The sequence below is a fragment of the Paenibacillus sp. A14 genome (genome assembly GCF_036864815.1).
Taxonomy (GTDB): domain Bacteria; phylum Bacillota; class Bacilli; order Paenibacillales; family Paenibacillaceae; genus Fontibacillus; species Fontibacillus sanfengchensis.
Map to the genome: position 1 here is coordinate 157,618 of NZ_JBAGJD010000007.1, position 18,483 is coordinate 176,100.

General features: G+C 54.3%; 13 protein-coding genes, 1 tRNA gene and 1 riboswitch. Of the genes, 5 read left to right on the forward strand and 9 right to left on the reverse strand.

All coding sequences use genetic code 11. The features are described 5' to 3' along the window. Positions 1-27 precede the first annotated feature (27 nt). Positions 28-987: a class 1b ribonucleoside-diphosphate reductase subunit beta gene (gene nrdF / locus V4U88_RS18935; protein ID WP_334074812.1), complete on the forward strand. Its 960-nt coding sequence runs from the start codon at positions 28-30 to the stop codon at positions 985-987. A 421-nt stretch (positions 988-1,408) separates the two neighbouring features. Here the strand turns inward: nrdF and V4U88_RS18940 are convergent, their stop codons facing one another. The 3 genes from V4U88_RS18940 to V4U88_RS18950 form a co-directional block, all read right to left on the reverse strand. Next, positions 1,409-1,996, reverse strand: coding sequence for a hypothetical protein (locus V4U88_RS18940; RefSeq protein WP_334074813.1), 588 nt, complete (start codon positions 1,994-1,996; stop codon positions 1,409-1,411). 163 nt (positions 1,997-2,159) lie between these two features. Then, a tRNA-Thr gene (locus V4U88_RS18945) sits at positions 2,160-2,231 on the reverse strand. Positions 2,232-2,338: 107 nt separating this feature from the next. Further along, entirely contained in the window at positions 2,339-2,647 is a 309-nt protein-coding gene (locus V4U88_RS18950) for an MTH1187 family thiamine-binding protein (RefSeq protein ID WP_334074814.1), read from the reverse strand. A gap of 495 nt (positions 2,648-3,142) precedes the next feature. Further along, positions 3,143-3,385: riboswitch (cobalamin riboswitch) on the forward strand. Positions 3,386-3,617: 232 nt separating this feature from the next. On the opposite strand from V4U88_RS18950, the gene V4U88_RS18955 reads away from it, so the two are divergent. From V4U88_RS18955 to V4U88_RS18970, 4 genes are all read left to right on the forward strand, one after another. Beyond that, positions 3,618-5,558 (forward strand): anaerobic ribonucleoside triphosphate reductase, encoded by a 1,941-nt coding sequence (locus V4U88_RS18955; protein WP_442951896.1) that lies wholly within the window; start codon positions 3,618-3,620, stop codon positions 5,556-5,558. Then, positions 5,555-6,085: an anaerobic ribonucleoside-triphosphate reductase activating protein gene (nrdG, locus tag V4U88_RS18960; RefSeq protein WP_334074816.1), complete on the forward strand. Its 531-nt coding sequence runs from the start codon at positions 5,555-5,557 to the stop codon at positions 6,083-6,085. The genes V4U88_RS18955 and nrdG overlap by 4 nt, the downstream gene beginning before the upstream one ends. A 200-nt stretch (positions 6,086-6,285) precedes the next feature. After that, on the forward strand, positions 6,286-8,619 hold the full coding sequence (locus V4U88_RS18965; protein WP_334074817.1) for a ribonucleoside-diphosphate reductase subunit alpha: 2,334 nt from the start codon (positions 6,286-6,288) through the stop codon (positions 8,617-8,619). A gap of 61 nt (positions 8,620-8,680) precedes the next feature. Continuing rightward, complete coding sequence (locus V4U88_RS18970; protein WP_334074818.1) at positions 8,681-9,712, forward strand: ribonucleotide-diphosphate reductase subunit beta; 1,032 nt, start codon at positions 8,681-8,683, stop codon at positions 9,710-9,712. A 405-nt stretch (positions 9,713-10,117) separates the two neighbouring features. Here the strand turns inward: V4U88_RS18970 and V4U88_RS18975 are convergent, their stop codons facing one another. The 6 genes from V4U88_RS18975 to V4U88_RS19000 form a co-directional block, all read right to left on the reverse strand. Further along, positions 10,118-12,706: a beta-mannosidase gene (locus tag V4U88_RS18975; protein WP_334074819.1), complete on the reverse strand. Its 2,589-nt coding sequence runs from the start codon at positions 12,704-12,706 to the stop codon at positions 10,118-10,120. A gap of 283 nt (positions 12,707-12,989) precedes the next feature. Continuing rightward, positions 12,990-14,465: a glycoside hydrolase family 1 protein gene (locus V4U88_RS18980; RefSeq protein ID WP_334074820.1), complete on the reverse strand. Its 1,476-nt coding sequence runs from the start codon at positions 14,463-14,465 to the stop codon at positions 12,990-12,992. A 45-nt stretch (positions 14,466-14,510) separates the two neighbouring features. Beyond that, on the reverse strand, positions 14,511-15,806 hold the full coding sequence (locus tag V4U88_RS18985) for a PTS sugar transporter subunit IIC (protein ID WP_334074821.1): 1,296 nt from the start codon (positions 15,804-15,806) through the stop codon (positions 14,511-14,513). Continuing rightward, positions 15,807-16,115 carry a PTS sugar transporter subunit IIB gene (locus V4U88_RS18990; protein ID WP_334074822.1) on the reverse strand — a complete coding sequence of 103 codons (309 nt, stop codon included), beginning with the start codon at positions 16,113-16,115 and terminating at the stop codon, positions 15,807-15,809. It lies immediately after the preceding gene. Then, positions 16,116-16,454, reverse strand: coding sequence for a PTS lactose/cellobiose transporter subunit IIA (locus V4U88_RS18995; RefSeq protein WP_334074823.1), 339 nt, complete (start codon positions 16,452-16,454; stop codon positions 16,116-16,118). Between the two features lie 15 nt (positions 16,455-16,469). Beyond that, on the reverse strand, positions 16,470-18,392 hold the full coding sequence (locus V4U88_RS19000; RefSeq protein WP_334074824.1) for a BglG family transcription antiterminator: 1,923 nt from the start codon (positions 18,390-18,392) through the stop codon (positions 16,470-16,472). Positions 18,393-18,483: the final 91 nt, after the last annotated feature.

Genomic DNA, 18,483 nt, shown 5'->3' on the forward strand with positions numbered 1-18,483 from the left:
CTATCACAAAGAAGGGGAGATTATCCAATGCCAGGAATTCAAGCGGTCAATTGGAACCGCCCAGATGATGACTTCACGCTTATGTTTTGGAATCAAAATATAATGCAATTTTGGACAGATGATGAAATCCCTTTGTCCGACGACAAAATGACCTGGATGACACTCAGTAATCAAGAAAAAGAAGCTTATATGAAGGTGTTGGGCGGCTTAACTTTGCTTGATACCATCCAGGGTGGCGTAGGCATGCCGCAGATCTTGGAGCATGTGGACGGTTTGCAGCGCAAGGCTGTACTGGGGTTCATGGCCATGATGGAACAAATCCATGCTAAATCGTACAGCAGTATTTTTACAACTCTGGCTTCCACGGAAGAAATTGATAGTGTATTCCGCTGGGTGGAAGAAAATAAGCATCTCCAAACTAAAGCGCAAACGATTCAGCAATACTATAACAACATCAATACTAAAAAAGATCTTTATTTCGCCATGGCCTCATCTGTGTTGCTGGAAAGCTATTTGTTTTACAGCGGATTTTTCTACCCGCTCTATTTGGCGGGTCAAGGAAAACTTACATGCAGCGGAGAGATTATCGACCTAATATTGCGTGATGAAAGCATTCACGGTGTTTATGTCGGGGTATTGGCCCAGGAAATTTACTCTGAACTGAACGAGGAAGAACAACAGGAAGTGTACAACTCCCTGGTAACGTTACTGCATTTCTTGCACGATAATGAAGAGCAGTACACCGAGGAGATATATACTTCAATCAATTTAGTGGACGATGTTAAAGTTTTCTTGCGGTACAACGCTAACAAGGCAATGATGAACCTTGGTTTCGACCCCTTATTTGAAGATGAAGAAGTCAATCCGATAGTGTTCAACGGCATCAGTACCCATACTAAACAACATGATTTCTTCTCCAAGAAAGGCAATGGCTATGTCCGGGCTTTGAATGTAGAGCCTTTAACGGACGATGATTTTATTTTTTGAAATTCGTTTTGTATAGGTTGAACTAAAGAACTGGCGTTGGGCAAGAATGTGAACTGGTTTCGGAGATACGTTGCCAATATCCACAATTGTCAATATAAAGCCCCACCGCCGGAGTCCACATCATTAACGGGAAAATCTCCCGTTAATGTACCGCTCTTGGCTCTTCGATCGGATTTAGCTGGAAAAGCTCCATCTATTTCGCGGCCCGATTGCCGATATACACAATTTTAGGGGAATTAGCGGGAGGTTTTCCAGCTAATTCGCCTCTGCAGCCGCATACGTACCAAATTAACGGGAAGAATTCCCTTTAATTCGAACCAAACCATTAGTTGCAGGTCAAGAGTGCGAAAGAACCCTCTCCGGTTAGTCAAACAACCAAGAGCCCGCGCAGTTGCGGGCTCTTTCGGTTTGTGCGTCTAGTTTACTTCTTGCTCGCGTCGATCTTCTTCTGCAGCTCCGCGATTTGTGCGTTGGCTGCATTTATCTTCTCCCGGTACTTATCGATGAGTTGCTGGCTTTCCGCAATGTTCGCTTCAATCGCTTCGACTCCGCCAGGTAATTTAACCTTAGCGGCCTCTTCGGCCTTGATCCGTTCTTCGTAACCCTTAATAGCTTCTTTTTCGGCATTAATTTTTACATTTAAGCCGTTAATTTCCCTATTAAGCTTGTCTATTTGATTGGTCCATTTAGTCTCGGGAGTTAACGCACTCCCCTCTTGCGCAGGAGCCGGAGCCGTTGTGCCTCCTGTTCCTTCCAATACGATCGTCTTCCCCTTTACATCGAGCGAGGTCCCCGTAGCTTCCGCGATTGCCCGCACCGGAGCGTATGTAGAACCGTTGATAACCGCCGCTTCTGCGATCATCTTGCCGTCCTGCTCAACCGCATAGACTCCCGTTACCTTCGCGCCCATGATCGATTTAACTGCCGCGGCAAAAGTCGGAACTCCTCCGAAAAGCAGCGCACCAACAACCAAACCAGACACCGCGCCCGTTATGAAATTCTTCTTCATCAATAGCTCTCCCTTGGAAAATAATTCTACCTATACCTATTATCAGCCACGGAGGTTGGTAGTTTCAAGTATTTAAATCGTATGATAATGTGAATCACCACACGCAAAAAAAACGCGCCCCCCGAAAACCTCGGAAGCCGCGCTGTGCTTGAGTTATAAAAGATGCTGGTGAAGGGAATTGAACCCCCGACCTACGCATTACGAGTGCGTTGCTCTACCCCTGAGCTACACCAGCAGAATCACTTGGTAAAGTGAAACAAAAATTATTATACTCCGTTTTAAAAATATTGCAAGGGCCAATGTCTGGTAATTAAACCAACCATTTGCTTGGCTGCAACAGGGTTAGGATGAACCGAGTTTATCCTGCACAGACCGCAGCTTCTGCTCCGAGGAGCTCTCTTTGTCCCGCCGGTCATCGATTTTAACCGAAGTGGAAACGCGCTGGGCCCCGGATTGAAACGGAGCCTCATGGATCGCCCGAATCGCCGTAAAAATTCGATCGAGCGGCCCCTCGATAATCGTACTCATCGAAGTCAGGGTGCATTGGACTCCTTCCTGCTTTTCAAGTACCCGCTGCAGCTCGGCAACATATGAACTCAGACTGGTGGAACCTGTACCGATCGGAATGACCGTAACTTCCGCGATCGCCATGTGACAACCTCCCGTTGTTCCGCTAACCGGATTTTTTATTTATTGTAACAAGTTCGGGACCCGGAATTCAATCGGTAAAGGTCGAAAGGTCCGTCGCTTGTGATAAAGACTCGCTCTGCGGTGGGCAATCGAACCTCCGATTTTATCTAACGCAAACTATAACCGCTATTTGCGCCAAAACGGCCGGTCTCCATTTTTATCGGACACAGTAGCGGCTATTATTTCCGTTACGCGTTAGTGCACCTCCACCCGAAACAACCCACCGCAAGCAGACAACGGACTCCCCTCCGCCCCCGCTTACTCCCCTCCCAAACTAGCAAACGCTTACCTCATCATCGCCACAATCTTGCCTCAAAATCTACTATTTTTTTTCGTCCCCGATTCCCCGCATCCTGATTGCTTTCGACTGTTTTTCAGCTGTTTTTCAAATTCAAATTCTGTTATCCGCCCGTTTACAAACACAATATATTGGGTTATTATGATACAGCATCAACCAAATATAGTGTACAGACGGGTGAACCGGCACAAGCACGATGCCGGGGCTTAATAGGGAAGTGCGGTGCAAATCCGCTGCGGTCCCGCCACTGTAACCGGAAGCTTTATAGAGAGTGCGATCCCCCGGGTCTCACTAGCTATAGATCAGCATCCTCCGGCATATGCCACTGCAGACGCCATTGTCCGCGGGAAGGAGCCGGAAGGTCCGGAAGCCAGGAGACCTGCCCGTCTGGATGGCACCCGAGTAGCCCTGCGAGGTACAGGCCAAGGTGTCCGCTTGCCGCCATACATATAAGTCATTCTGGCGCGCCGCAAAGGCGACGTGCTGTTTTCAAAGAGCGCAACCGGGCATTTTCGACCTCTTTGGGGGTGGAAATGCTTTTTTATTTCTAATTGTGAATCGGAAGGAGATTTTATCATGGCACTGCTCAACCATTTCACTACAAATACAAATAAAGGTACCTCCAAGGAACAAATGCTGGATGAAGTTATTAATCTGGGCGAGGAAATCGTATCCAGCTCCAATTTGGAAGTCCTGCGCGAAAACGCCAATTTGAACGGGGAAAGCTTCTCGGGCAAAATGAGCAAGTTCGGCAGCGAATACGCCAAATGGTACGCCAACCATTTCGTGATGCCTGCGCGGCTCGTTCAAGCGATCCAAGATAATGTGGTCTATGTGCACGACCTCGATCAATACGCCATCGGCACGACGAACTGCATTTTTATCCCGTTTGCCAAACTGCTCCGCGAGGGCTTCAATACCGGCAACGGCAGTGTCAGACCGCCGAATTCGATCATGACGGCGATGGCGCTCGTCGCGATTATTTTCCAGTCGCAGCAAAACAGCCAATACGGCGGCGTCTCCGCCAACATGCTCGATTTTGACCTGGCCCCTTATGTGGCCAAGTCCTTCGCCAAATACTTCCGCAAAGGGCTGGATTATTTGGAAGAAGGCGATCCGGCCGCCGACCTCGGCGGTGAGGTGACCATGAGCCGCAGCGATCTCCGGGAGCGGTTCCCGAAATCTTTCCGATACGCGTTAAAAGAAACCGAAACCGAAACGCTCCAGGGCGCGGAAAGTCTGATCCACAATCTCAATACGATGTCGAGCCGCGCGGGCGGGCAAATCCCGTTCACCAGCATCAACTACGGCACCTGCACTTCGCCGGAAGGCCAGCTCGTTATCCGTTCGCTGCTGTCCGCGACAATGCGGGGACTCGGCAGCGGGGAGACGCCGATTTTTCCGATCCAAATCTTCAAGTGTAAACAGGGCATCAACCAGAATCCGGGCGAACCGAATTACGAGCTGTTCCTGATGGCGGCCGAATGCTCGGCCAAGCGGCTCTATCCGAACTTCGCCAATCTGGACGCACCGCTGAATCTGATGCATTACGATCCGCAGAATCCGGATACCGAATTCGCCACTATGGGCTGCCGCACGCGCGTGCTGAGCGACCGGTTCGGCCGGAACCGCCTGTCCGGCAAAGGTAATCTTTCCTTTAATACGCTGAATCTCGTCAAGCTCGGACTGGAGCACGGGATCGCGCTGGGCCGGCGGAAGGAAGCCGATGAGCGCGGATTCTACCGGGAGCTGGACCACTACCTGGACATTGCTCTGGAAGGCCTGCTGCACCGCTTCCAGATCCAGTCCGCCCAAAAAGCCAAAGCCTCGGACTTTATGATGCGTGAAGGGGTATGGGAAGGCGGCGAACAGCTCGGTCCGGATGACGCGGTCGGAGAACTGCTGAAGCACGGCAGCCTTTCCCTCGGCTTCATCGGTCTTGCGGAGTGCATGAAGGCGATGTACGGCAAGCACCATGGCGAGGATGAAGCGGTCTACAAAAAAGCTTACGATTTGATCGCCTACATGCGCGACTACTGCGACCGGATGAGTGAGGTTCACAACCTGAACATCACCCTGTTCGCCACCCCGGCGGAGGGGCTGTCCGGGAAGTTCACGAAACGCGACCGCGCCTTTTACGGTACTGTGCCGGGCGTTGTGGAACGCGAGTATTATACGAACTCCTTCCACATTCCGGTGTATTACAAACTCAGCGCCGCCAAAAAAATCGAGCTCGAAGCGCAGTTCCACAACCTGTGCAATGCCGGAGCGATCTCCTATATCGAATTGAACGGCAACGCCCGCAGCAATCCGGCGGCGTTCCTGAAGATCGTCCAATACGCGCTTTCGCAGCAGGTCAGCTATTTCAGCATCAACCATCCGATCGACCGCTGCTCCGCCTGCGGTTTTGAAGGGATTATCGGCGCGAACTGCCCTTCCTGCGGCAGTCACGAGAACGATGTCCATATCCGCCGCCTGCGCCGCGTCACCGGCTATTTGACCGGCGACTTCCAAACCCGCTTTAACGCGGCCAAACAGGCGGAGGTCCGGGACCGGGTCAAGCACGACGCATGAACATCTGCGGCTACTACCCGGAATCCATCAATGAAGGCGAAGGCCTCCGCGCCGCCATCTTTATCAGCGGCTGCCGCCATTACTGCAAAGGCTGCTTCAGCGCAGCCACCTGGAACTTCAATTACGGCGAGCCGCTGACGCCCGAACGGGAGACGGAGATCATCGCCGATATTGCAAACAACCCGCTGCTGAGCGGGGTAAGCCTTCTGGGCGGGGATCCGTTTTTCTCCGCGACGGAAGTCGGCGCGTTTGTCGACCGTCTCCGCGGGGAAGCCGGCCCGGTCCCGATCTGGATTTATAGCGGCTATACCTATGAGGAATTGACCTCGCCGGAGCACGCGGAGGCCGGGTCGCCCGAATTCCGCCTGCTGGAACGCTGCCAGGTGTTGGTAGACGGGCGCTTTGTCGAGGAACTGCGCGACCCCTCCCTGTTATACCGGGGCAGCTCAAACCAGAGACTGATCGACATTCCGCAAAGTCTTGCTTCCGGAAAAGCGGTGCTCTGGGAACCAACTTTCTCTTTCTAGCTTATTAAGTTTCTAGTATAATTTATGGTCTGTGATGATTTTTATAGACCTTTTCAAAATAGTGCCAACGGCGTCCTTTCCAGGGCGCCCCTTTTCTCCTGAATATTTTCAATTTTAGAATTAAAATTTGTAGATTTAATGCCTGACGGAGAGATCCGATCCGGGCAACAACCCATGCTCAGAAAGCGAGGAATTTACTCATGCCACTGCTCGTAAATAAACCCAACAACCGCCAGCTCGCGTTTGACAGCGAACGCCTGGGCGTCTACGCCGACCGCATTCTGCACGGACTACATACCTTGGACAAGGAGCGTCTTTTGCGCGGCGTCAACGCCAAACTGAGACGCGACGAAGTCACCGGCGAAGAAATCAGCAACGCGTTCACCATGTCGGCGCTCGAACTTGTGACAAAAGAAGAGCCGGAGTGGAAATTCGCAGCCGCCCGCGCGCTGCTGACCTCGCTCTACAAAAAAGCGGCCGTCAACCGCCGCTATAAAGCGTATCCGGAAGAGCCATACGGATCGTTCCATCACCTGATCGTCGAGCTGTGCAAAACCGGCATCTACCGCGAGGAGCTGTTGGAGTGCTACACCAAAGAGCAAATTGAGGAACTGGGCGAGACGATCGACCCGTCCCGCGACCTGCTGTTCGACTATATCGGACTGCTGACGTTGGCCGAACGTTACCTGGCCACCGACTTCGAAGGCCGGACGATGGAACTTCCGCAGGAACGTTACATGATCATCGCCATGTACCTGATGCACCAAGAGCCTGCGGAAAAGCGCATGGAGCTCGTTAAAGAAGCTTACTGGGCCATGAGCAACATCTACATGACAGCCGCGACGCCGACGATGTCCAACGCGGGCAAAAAGGTCGCCGGCCAGCTGTCCAGCTGCTTTATCGACACCGTCGACGATTCGCTGGAAGGCATCTTCGATTCCAACACCGACGTGGCCCGGCTCAGCAAAATGGGCGGCGGTATCGGCGTCTACCTGGGCAAGGTGCGGGCCCGCGGCTCCGACATCCGCGGTCATAAAAACACCAGCTCCGGCGTCATCCCCTGGATTCGCCAGCTGAACAACACCGCCGTCAGCGTCGATCAGCTCGGTACGCGCAAGGGCGCGATTGCGGTCTATCTCGACGTTTTCCATAAAGATATTCTCGCTTTCCTCGACCTCAAGCTGAACAACGGGGATGAGCGGATGCGCGCCCATGACGTGTTCCACGGCGTTTGCCTGCCCGATCTGTTCATGGAAATGGTCGAAGAGCGCGGCGAATGGAATTTGTTCTGTCCGCATGAAGTGAAGAAGACGATGGGCTGGAAAGACGAGAACGGCCGTGCACTCGGCCTGGAGGATTTCTACGACGAAGAGTTCGGCAAAGGATCGTTCCGCGAAAAATACGAGGAGGCCGTCAACCATCCGACGCTTCCGCGAATCACGATGCCTGCGATCGATATCATGAAGCGCATTATGAAGTCCCAGCTCGAAACGGGCACGCCGTATATGTTCTACCGCGACACCGTCAACCGCGCCAACCCGAACCGGGCGCACGGCATGATCTATTCGTCCAACCTGTGCACGGAGATCATGCAGAACCAGACACCGACCGTGGTGGAAAAAGAAGAGCTTATCACGAAAGACGGACAAACGCGGATCATCGTCTCCAAAATCCCGGGCGATTTCGTCGTATGTAACCTGAATTCGATCCACCTGGCCCGCGCCGTGCCGGCCGGCGTCCTGGAGCGCCTGGTACCGATCCAGACGCGGATGCTGGACAACGTCATCGACATCAACAACATCGAGGTGCTGCAAGCGCAGTACACCAACAGCCAATACCGCGCGATCGGCCTCGGCACCTTCGGGCTCCATCACCTGCTGGCTCTGGAAGGCATCCGTTGGGAATCCGACGAAGCCGTGGCTTACAACGATGCCCTTTACGAAAAAATCAACTACCTGCTGGTCAAATCCAGCATGGAGCTCGCCAAGGAAAAAGGGCGCTATCCGAAGTTCGCCGGCTCCGATTGGGAAAACGGCAAGTACTTTTCCCATCGCGGCTATACCGACGGCTCCCGCGAAGGCAAGTTCGTAACGACCGAGCAATGGAAAGAACTGGCCGAGCTGGTCCGCGAAAACGGCGTGCGCAACGCCTGGATGTTCGCGATCGCGCCGAACGGTTCGACCTCGATCATCGCCGGCTCCACGGCCAGCATCGATCCGCTGTATGAGCTGCTCTCGTACGAAGAGAAGACGACGTACAAAATCGCCAACCCGGCGCCGGATCTGTCCGAAAAGACGATCTGGTACTACAAGACGGCGTTCCTGGTCGACCAGCACGCGTCGATCAACATGGCTTCCGCCCGCCAGCGCCACGTGGACCAGGGGCAAAGCTTCAACTTCTACGTTCGCCCGGACATCAAGGCGAGCGAATTCCTGGACCTGCATCTGCACGCCTGGAAAGCCGGCCTGAAATCGACGTACTATGTGCGCAGCCGCGCCCTGACGATCGAGGAATGCGAGTCCTGCGCTTCATAAGAAGCGCGGGAAGCGAAGCCGGCCCGGGCGGTTTTCAAAATAATCAAGGAGATGAAAATCCATGCAACTGCAAACGATTTTTAACACGGAGGCGCCGAACAAATCCACGCGCATCATCGGCGGGGAATGCTCGGGGATACTCAACTGGAACGATATCCGCATGCCGCACATGTATAAATTGTATAAAGTCCTGCTCCTGAACCACTGGATCGCGGACGAAATTCCGATGAACAAGGACGCCCAGCAATTCGTGGGGCTCGATCCGGAGGAACAGCGCACGTTCAAAATCAATATCTCTCTGCTCGCCGTGCTGGATTCGATGCAGACGATGTTCGTCGGCGATGTGAAGCGGTACTTTACCGACTCCTCGCTGGAGGCGATCTCGGCGATTATCGGCCAGCAGGAAGTCGTGCACAACCAGTCGTACTCCTACGTGCTCTCCTCCATCGTATCCGAGCAGGAGCAGAAGGAGATTTTCGAATACTGGAAGCATGATCCGGTTCTGCTTGAACGGAACAAGTTTATTTCCGATATCTATCAAAACTTCCGCGACGAACCGACGCCGCAGTCGTTCTTCCAAGCGCTCGTGGCCGACCTGATTCTTGAAGGCATCTTCTTCTACAGTACGTTCGCCTTCTTCTACAATCTGGCCCGCGACCAGAAGATGATGGGCACGAGCCAAATGATCTCGTACATTCAACGTGACGAGAACCAACACTGCTATTTCTTTGCCGAAGTGTTCAAACAGCTGCTGACCGACTATCCGGAGCTGAACACCAAGGAAAACATAGACTACGTTTACCGCACGATCGACCGTGCCGTGCAGCTTGAAACCAACTGGGCGCATTATACCCTGAAAGAAGTTCGCGGCATCGACCTGAACGAACTGTCCGACTACATCAAATACATCGCCAACAAACGCCTCACCCTGATGGGCCTGGAAAAAGGCTACGCAGGTGTGGACGTCAACTGCATGCCTTGGATCAAGCCGTTCTCGGACGAAGCGCTGAACGCGACCAAAACGGACTTTTTCGAAGCCAAGTCCCGCAACTACGGGAAGGTCGGCGACGACAACGGGTTTGACGACCTGTAAAGCGGGCGGGAGTGCCCCGGACGGCCGAGATGGTGCGGCCAGCCACGCGTCGTCATGCAGAGCTGCCTGGGCCTGGGCCTAGGCGAAAAAAAGAGCGCCGGGGCTGCCAGGGGGTGGTGCCGCTGGTGCGGGAACTTCGCGGGGCCATGCGGAGAAATTAACGGGAAAAACTCCCGGTAATTCCGGCCTGGGAGCAAGCGGTGAGCAATTAACGGGAAAAACTCCCGTTAATCCGGGCGCTACGTCGCATTTGGCCCTTTATGGACGGCATTAGCGGGAGGAATTCCCGCTAATTTCCTCCCCGAGGGCGAAATGTTCCAATATAACGGGAGGTTCTCCCGTTATTTGCTCCAATTGAAAAAAGGTTGACCGGAGGAGGCCTGCCCCCCACCCGGTCAACCTTTTTTATGCGTTCAGCGCGCTGACCCGCAGCTGTTCCCACGGCAGCGGCAGACCCTCCGGATGCCGCACCTCCACGATCCGGCTCTCGCCCGGCAGCAGATCGAAGTAGTTGTCGCTGTAGCGGACCCGCCCCAGCGGCAGCTCCAGCTTCACCAGCCGGGCCGCGCCCCGGCCGGACGCCGTCACCGTTACCGTGCCGGCCTCCCGGTCGGTCTCCGCCGCAAGCGAAGCCTTCGGCAGCCGGAGATCCTTCGGGTCCCGCAGGTAATAGCGGTTCGCCGGCGCGCCGAAGCCCTGGGCGGTGAGCTCGACCATCACTTCCTCGGGAGACGCAGCTCCGGCCAGCGCCTCCGGTTCGGAAAGCTCGCTCAGCAGCAGCGCCGAGCCGGGACCAACGGCCTCGACGTCAAACGCCGTCTCCGATACGAGGCCGCCCCCATCCAGACGGTAAACCTTCAGGGTTACCGTTCCTTTCAAAGTCTCCAGCGTGTCGTTGACCACCCATACCTTCAGCGGCTCCCCCGGTTCATGCTCCAGTGACAGCAGCAGCGGATGAAAAAAGGTCCGTCCATAATAATACGAAGCCTTCGGCAGCAGCTCATAGTCGATCATGGACCAACTGGTTCCCGGCCAGCTGTCGTTCAGTTGCCAGACCAGCGCCCCGCTGTTCCGCGGCTTTAAGCGGCGGTAATGCTCGATGCCGTATTTCAGCCCCTCCGCCTGCGTCAGCATCGAGAAGTTCATATATTCCTCGATATCCCGGGGGATTTCCGTGAAGCTTTCCATCAGCAGAATCCCCTTCTGATGGTTCGTATCTTTGTTCCGGTACGCCATCTCCGGGCTGCCCCAATAAAATTCGCCCGCCGGAATGTTCCGCTCCAAAGTGAAGCGGTTGGCGGAGGCGTGCATCCCGAACTCGCTGCTGAACAGCGCGAAGTCCTGCTTGTAATTTTTGAACGTCACGCCCTGCATGCTGTAGTCGAGCCGCGGTGGCTCGCCGTACATCCGGGGGTAAACGGAACCGTGCCAGACCTGCCAGTTGTGGCGGTCCCCCGTTCCCGGATCGTTGGCGTCAAAGCCGTCCTCCGCGCCGTAAGGCGAGGAAGGCCAATAGGGCCGCACCGGATCCAACTCTTCCAACAGCTCCGGGATCAACTCATGGTATATGCTCTCGCCGTAAAATGGACCGGTAATATCCCCGCCGGCCGTTTTCATGTCGTACAGCCAGTCGATCTCGTTGTTCCCGCACCAGAGCGCCAGGGAAGCCCGGTTTCGCAAGCGGCGTACATTATCGGCCACCTCTTGCCTGACATTTTCCACGAAATCCCGGTTAAAGTCGGGAAAAAGCGCGTTGGCGAACGCAAAATCCTGCCATACCAGCACGCCCTGACGATCGCATTCCTCGTAAAAAATATCCTTCTCGTAAATGCCCCCCGCCCAGACGCGAAGCATGTTCATATGCCCCTGCACGGACAGCTCCACCAGTTCGCGGTACCTCTCCTCCGGGATCGCGCCGATCATCTGGTCGGCCGGAATCCAATTGGCCCCTTTGGCGTAAAGCTTTATCCCGTTCAGCACAAAAGTGAACGAGCGGTTGCCCGCCTCGTCCCGCAAAGCCAGTTCCACCGTCCGGATGCCGAAAGCCTGCGCGTACCGGTCGACCTCGCGGCCTTCCGCCCGGAGTACCACCTCGAGACGGTAGAGATACGGTTCGCCGAGATCATGCGTCCACCACAGCCGGGGAGCGGGAATCCGCAGCTCCGCGGCGGCCTTGGCCCGTCTGCCCGTGTAGAGCGACTTCCGACTCTCCTCTACCGGCTGTACGGCCTCAGCGACAACATGCCCGTCCGCATCGCGCAGCCTCACCTCGATTTCCGCACGGACGCCGCTCGCCAAGGCTCTCGTCTCCGCCTCGACAGCGAGAACCGCCTCGCTGCGATCCTCCGTCACCGAGGCCGTATAAGCGTATACGCTTTCCAGCTTGGCCAGCTTCCGCAGCTCCAGGCGGACTTTGCCCCAGACTCCCACCGTGACCAGCCGCGGCCCCCAATCCCAGCCGAAATTCATCGCCGCCTTGCGCAGCCAAGGCCGTTCCTTGGTATAGGAAGACCATTCGAACTGCTCCTTGTCCCGGTGATGCAAATGAATCGGATCGAACTTTACGGCCAGCGAGTTCCATCCGCTGCGCACGATTCGCGTTACATCAAACGTATGGGACATCAGCATGTTGGCGGTCTTCCCGACTTCATGGCCGTTCACGAACACGGCCGCGAACGTATCCAGGCCTTCGAATACCAGCTCGGCGCGCTCTCCGGCGGCAGGGTCCGGTTTTTCGTCCAACGTAAAATTAGTCCTGTACCACCATTCCTTGCGCTCGATCCACCGGCATTTGGCATCGTTATGTCCATAGTAAGGCGGATCGATTATGTCCCGCTTCATCAAAGCCGAATGGACGTCCCCCGGGACGTCGGCGCCGATCCAGAAACGGTCGTCCAATCCCGGAGCGGCCAGTTCCAGCGCCGGCTTCTCCCCCGGCTCGAAATGCTGGATTTTCCATGGCCCGTCCAGCTCTTTACTCCATCTCCATTCCATTCCCCATCTCCCCTTCCATCGTATTCATATAACCCTCCACAGCCAGCTTCGGGAAAGCCCAAACGGACGGTTGCAGAAATCCTATTCGTTTTGAAACCGCTGATCAGGAGCCACAAAAACGGGCATATCGTAAAAATACCATAGAGTGGAAGAACCGTCCAAAAAAAGCGGCTCATGAAAATAAACTGGTCGAGCCGCCACATAGCTCCAAAGCAGCCGCCGACAATAAAAACGAGGCTGCCCAAGCGCAGTTCAATACTGCGATGGACAGCCCCGTACTGATTTATTGGTTTTCAAGATCTTCCCCATGGGAAGCGATGACTTTCTTGTACCAGTAAAAGCTCTTTTTACGGATTCGCTCCAAGCTCCCGTTCCCCACGTCGTCCTGATCCACATAGATAAATCCGTATCTTTTTCTCATCTCGGAGGTGGAGGCGGAGACCAGGTCGATGCAGCCCCAGCTCGTGTAGCCCCAGAGCTCCACTCCGTCCTTGATCGCTTCGCCCATTTGCTCGATATGCCGGGCAAAATATTCGATCCGGTAATCGTCCCTGATCGTTCCGTCCTCCTCGATCCGATCGACCGCGCCGAGCCCGTTTTCCACCACGAACAACGGGATCCGGTAGCGGTCGTACATCTCCTTCAGGACGATGCGCAGGCCAACCGGGTCGATCTGCCATCCCCACTCCGAGGACTCCAGATAAGGGTTTGCCAGCCCGGCCGACAGATTGCCCGCCGCTTGCGCCGCCCCGTTCCGAACCGCACCTTCGGGATCGGCGCTGGTCGTCACCGACATGTAATAGCTGAATGACAGATAATCGACGGGATTTTCCCGCAGGATCGCCTCATCCCCGGGCAGCATGTCGATGGCTACGCCGTGTTCTTCCCAGTATCGCTTAATAAACGAAGGGTAAGCGCCGAGTACCTGGACGTCCGTACAAAACTGCGCCATCTGGTTTTCCTCCTGGGCTTTCAGGACATCCAGCGGATGACAGGTGTACGGGTAAATCAGCTTGCGCGCCAGCATGCAGCCGATTTTCGCCTCGCCGTCCAATTCCCGGCAGCGTTTGACTGCCAGGGCGCTGGCCACGAACTGGTGATGCAGCGCCTGAAAAGCGGTTTGCTTCGGATTGGCCTCCCCTTCCACAATCACACCGGCGCCCAGAAATGGCGCCTTCAAGGTACAGTTAATTTCGTTGAAAGTCAGCCAGTATTTGACCTTACCTTTATAGCGCTGAAACAACACTTCCGCATAGCGGACGAACAGATCGATCAGCTTTCTGGAAGCCCAGCCGTTATAACTCCGGACCAGTTCTACCGGCATTTCGTAATGGGAGATGGTCACGAGCGGCTCAATCCCGTGCTTCAGCAGTTCATCAAACACCCGGTCGTAAAACGCAAGTCCCGCCTCGTTCGGAATGTCATCGTCCCCGTTGGGAAAAATGCGCGGCCAGGAGATCGACAACCGGAACACCTTGAAGCCCATTTCCGCAAACAGCGCGATATCTTCCTTATAACGGTGGTAGAAATCGATCCCCCGCCGTTTGGGATAATTGCCTTCCGTATCCGCAATCGCTTCCTCCAGCCGGGCCCGGCTCATGCCTAGCAGTTGATCCAGGCTCCCGCGCTCTTCGGGAGGGACATAGCGGACGACATCGGCGGTCGACAGCCCTTTTCCGTCCGTGTTATAAGCGCCTTCGACCTGATTGGCCGCAACCGCCCCGCCCCACAAAAAATGTTTCGGAAATGCACTCGCCATAAACGAGCCTCACCGCCTTGTCATAATTATATTAAGCTTGTTGTTCTAAGCCTTAGCCGCAGCCAGCTCTTTTGCCTCAGCCGCCTGCTCCTCGGCCAGCGCCTCAGCATCGGCCTTTTTAAAGAACGGATAGTACATGACCACGCTGATGGCAATCAGCACGATTTGGAACAAACCGACGCGCCAACCGCCCGTCATCCAGCCGTTGAAAATGATCGGAATCCCGAGCGGAACCTGCACGCCGTTAAGGACGGGCAAGATGCCCAGGGCGGTCAGCAGGATGGCCAGGCCGCTCGTAATAATCGGCGTCACGATAAAAGGAATCATCAGACGCAGGTTCAGCACCAGCGGCAGCCCGAAAATGACCGGCTCGTTCACGCCGATAAAGCTTGGCACGATCGCCAGCCGTCCCAGCGTTTTATATCGTTTGGACTTGGCGAACAGCATCGAGATAATCAGCCCGAGCGTGGCCCCGGCCCCCCCGACCAGCACATAGACGGGAAAGAACGGCGAGCCGACAATATTCGTACCTTCGAGCCCCTGTTGATACGCTTCCAAATTTTCCAATCCGAGCGTTACCCAAATCGGACCGACCACCGAATAGACGACCAGCGTTCCGTGCACGCCGAAAAACCACAGCAGATGGATTACGAACACGCAGACCAGCATAGCCCACCAGGTTCCGCCCAGACTGGTCAACGGCGCCTGAATGATATTGAAGACAAACTCGTGCATATTCCCGTACGGAGTCGCGCTGAAGATGGCGGACAAGACGAGCAGAAAGATCGCGACAAGAAACCCGGGAGTCAGGGCCGCGAACGATTTTTCCACGGTTGGCGGAACACCCTTCGGCATCTTGATATAGAATTTTTTCTCCAATACGAAGACGTACACCGTGCCTACCAACAAGGCGACAATGATAGCGACGAACAACCCTTTCGCCCCAAGCCAGGAGTAGCCGAGCGCGGCCGTCGCCCCGTCATCCAGCATGCCTTTCGGAGTGACGAGGAAGAATCCCATCAGGGACAAAATTCCGGCCGAAAAACCCTGCTGTTTCTTTTGCGTCGCAAAATTGTAAGCAATGGAAAACGTGGCATAAATTGCGATCAGATCGGTCGTCACTGTCATCGGCATCGAAGTAAACGTTTTCAGACCACTGCTGGTGAGAAAGTTCTGATACGCCTCGATCTTGAGCGCGTTAATCAAAGAGAATATCGCGCCCAGGATGAGGATCGGCATCAGGGCCATCAGCCCGTTGGAGATTGAGCTGATGTAGATGTTTTTCTGCACTTTGTTGCTGATTTTCTGGATTTTAACTCTCCATTCAGCGCCCCCTGCCATTTATTTTGCTCCCTTCTCCATCAATTCGAAAGCCGTAGCCAACACTTTCTCTCCGTTCATCATCCCGTAATCAGCCATATCGATGGTCGTTACCGGGATCTGCGGGTAAGCCTCTGCCAATTCCTCTTCGGCATGCCCCATTTGCGGCCCGAGCATAATGATGTCAAAAGGCGCTTGCGCCGCAATGTCACTCTCGGCGGCGGCGTCGATCAACACCTCGATGTTTTGGGCTCTCGCCGCTTCCTTCATCCGCTCCACCAGCATACTTGTCGAAAAACCTCCGGCACAGGCAAGCAAAATTTTCTTCATTTATTTCACCATTCCTTCCACTTGTTGTTGCAGCGCAAGACGCGCTTTAATTTCTTCGATCAGTTCCACAATCAATTCACGCACGGTGAGCGCGTTCATCAAATGGTCCTGCGCGTGGATCATCAGCATGGTTACTTCCGTTTTCTCCCCGCGTCCCTCGGCTTGAATCAGCTTGGTTTGGACTTTGTGCGCGTCCTTGAGCTTTTCCTTCGCCTGCTTGACCAATTCTTCGGCTTCCTCCAGCTTGCCTTCGCGCGCGATCCGGACCGCCTTCAAGCTAAGGCTTCTGGCTTCGCCGCTGCTGGCGATGATTTGCATAACCGTTTGTTCATAATCCATATGGTTCAACCGCTCCTATAACAAATTTTCTATAAGGGTAATAAATTGTTCGTAAGTTTCGACATGCAGCAATTTATCGCGGATATCCTCTTTTTCCATGATCAACAGCAGAAGCTTGCTGATCTCCCTGTGGAGAAACAATTGCCCCGGGCGCAAATTAATCAGGAAAATGATCTGCACCGGCTTGTCGTCGTAAACAATGGGCTTCTCGAGCACGGTAACGTTAATGCAGTCCTTGATCGCGCCCATGCGCATCGGATGGGGACCCGCCACGCCGCTTTTGTAGATGGTCGTAAATTTGTGCTCCCTGAACAACACCTGTTCCGTGAAGTCGGAGGCCGAATATCCCGCGGCGACTACCTCTTCGCAGCGCCGTTTCAGCAGTTCCAGATAATCGTCCGGTCCGGACAAATGAAACAGCTCCCGATGAAACAGATCTTTAAAATCCTTCAATTTGTACGAAGAATGCGCGGGATGGATCTGCAGGGAGATCATTTCCTTGATCCGCTGGATTTCCTGATCGTCCAGCCACTGCTTGATATGAATGATCGGTTTCTTATAAACCTCGTCCTCCAGCGGGATCGTGGTCAGGATCAAATCCAGCGGCTGGTCCTGCAGCTCGTCCAGCTCCGTGATGGAAGCCGTAATTACCGAAGCTTTGGGAAAAATCGATTCCAGTTTCAGCCGGATCAGATGAGCGCTCCCCCCGCCCGAAGAACACACGACGGCGATGCGCCGGAACTGCTCCAGCTTTTGCTGTTTCATCCGCTCCAGATGGGTAGCGAAATGTAGAGCGACGTACCCCGCCTCGTCCCGGGACATTTTGAAACCGTACTTCTCCTCGATGATTTCCGCAAACCGGAATGAAATGACGAAAACGTTGGCGTATTCGCTATATACGTCTTCCACCAGCGGATTTTTCAGTTGGAGATTGTAGTACAGCCGGTTCAGCAGCGGAAACATATGCATCAGCAGCGCTTCCCTCAGTTCGTCGTCCCGGTTGAATTCCGTCAAAAATTCATGGTCCAGCGTCTGGAGGATACGGCTCATCCCGATTCTAAGCTCCTCTTTTTCCTCATCCCCGATATTCTGGACGATCGTCTTCCCCGACAAATGGAGCGCCAAATACTCGACCTCGTCCTGGGGCAGGGAAATGGCATATTCAGCGGCAATCCATTTCGCCACGTCCCTGGCGATCTTTTGATATACCGGCTCGGGATTGCGCGGCATCATTTGGTCGGCCACGATCAGGTTGCTGCGCGAGACCCGGTACAACAAAATAAACAGATGGGTCACAATGTTATTCAAATAGACATCGGAAATGTCCAGCCCGTTATCCTTCAACAGCTTCAGCAGGCGGGCTTTGAGCCTTTTAGCGTCGAAGCCCCGACGAAACTGCTGAAAATCCTCGGACTGCTTTACCGTCTGCCGGTCGTTTAAAATAAAGTGGGAAAAGGCTTTCCGAAAGTTCTGCTCGTCGCCCTCGATCTTCATGCCGTAGTGTGCTTTACGGCTCAGCTTGAGCCCAAACGGCTCGATTCGCTGCTCCACTTCCTTCAAGTCGACGATGATCGTGGAACGGCTGACGCCGATCTCGTCGGCCAACCGCTCCATCGACTGAAATGAATTGTTTTGGAACAGATAAAACAGCAAATACTGCTGCCTCGCCGTCTTGTTGTTGAGATCGACGTTGTTTCTCCTGTCTTCTTTCATTTGCAGCCGATAGGCCTTAAAGCGCGTTTCGTCCGTCATCTCCAGACGGTAGCCTTGACCACGAATCATTCGAATGTGAAAGCCGTTTTTCTCGCCCTCTTTGTTCAGGCTTCGGATCAGCTCTCTGACCGTACGTTCCGCGAGACCAAGCTCAAGTGTCAGCTCGCTCATTTTAACCGGGACTTGACTGCCGGTCAGAAGGTCGACAATCTTGCGTTCCCTCATGATGAAATCCCTCATTTGCGATACTAGTATCTGATGAAGCAACTCAGCTGGTTATAGCTCTATAGTAGGAGATGCTTGCAATAATGAACAG

Excerpts from the sequence above, each read along its gene's own strand:
- nrdF (WP_334074812.1), top strand. The coding sequence starts at position 28 with ATGCCAGGAATTCAAGCGGTCAATTGGAACCGCCCAGATGATGACTTC.
- V4U88_RS18940 (WP_334074813.1), bottom strand. The coding sequence starts at position 1,996 with ATGAAGAAGAATTTCATAACGGGCGCGGTGTCTGGTTTGGTTGTTGGT.
- V4U88_RS18950 (WP_334074814.1), bottom strand. The coding sequence starts at position 2,647 with ATGGCGATCGCGGAAGTTACGGTCATTCCGATCGGTACAGGTTCCACC.
- V4U88_RS18955 (WP_442951896.1), top strand. The coding sequence starts at position 3,618 with ATGCTGGATGAAGTTATTAATCTGGGCGAGGAAATCGTATCCAGCTCC.
- nrdG (WP_334074816.1), top strand. The coding sequence starts at position 5,555 with ATGAACATCTGCGGCTACTACCCGGAATCCATCAATGAAGGCGAAGGC.
- V4U88_RS18965 (WP_334074817.1), top strand. The coding sequence starts at position 6,286 with ATGCCACTGCTCGTAAATAAACCCAACAACCGCCAGCTCGCGTTTGAC.
- V4U88_RS18970 (WP_334074818.1), top strand. The coding sequence starts at position 8,681 with ATGCAACTGCAAACGATTTTTAACACGGAGGCGCCGAACAAATCCACG.
- V4U88_RS18975 (WP_334074819.1), bottom strand. The coding sequence starts at position 12,706 with ATGGAATGGAGATGGAGTAAAGAGCTGGACGGGCCATGGAAAATCCAG.
- V4U88_RS18980 (WP_334074820.1), bottom strand. The coding sequence starts at position 14,465 with ATGGCGAGTGCATTTCCGAAACATTTTTTGTGGGGCGGGGCGGTTGCG.
- V4U88_RS18985 (WP_334074821.1), bottom strand. The coding sequence starts at position 15,806 with ATGGCAGGGGGCGCTGAATGGAGAGTTAAAATCCAGAAAATCAGCAAC.
- V4U88_RS18990 (WP_334074822.1), bottom strand. The coding sequence starts at position 16,115 with ATGAAGAAAATTTTGCTTGCCTGTGCCGGAGGTTTTTCGACAAGTATG.
- V4U88_RS18995 (WP_334074823.1), bottom strand. The coding sequence starts at position 16,454 with ATGGATTATGAACAAACGGTTATGCAAATCATCGCCAGCAGCGGCGAA.
- V4U88_RS19000 (WP_334074824.1), bottom strand. The coding sequence starts at position 18,392 with ATGAGGGAACGCAAGATTGTCGACCTTCTGACCGGCAGTCAAGTCCCG.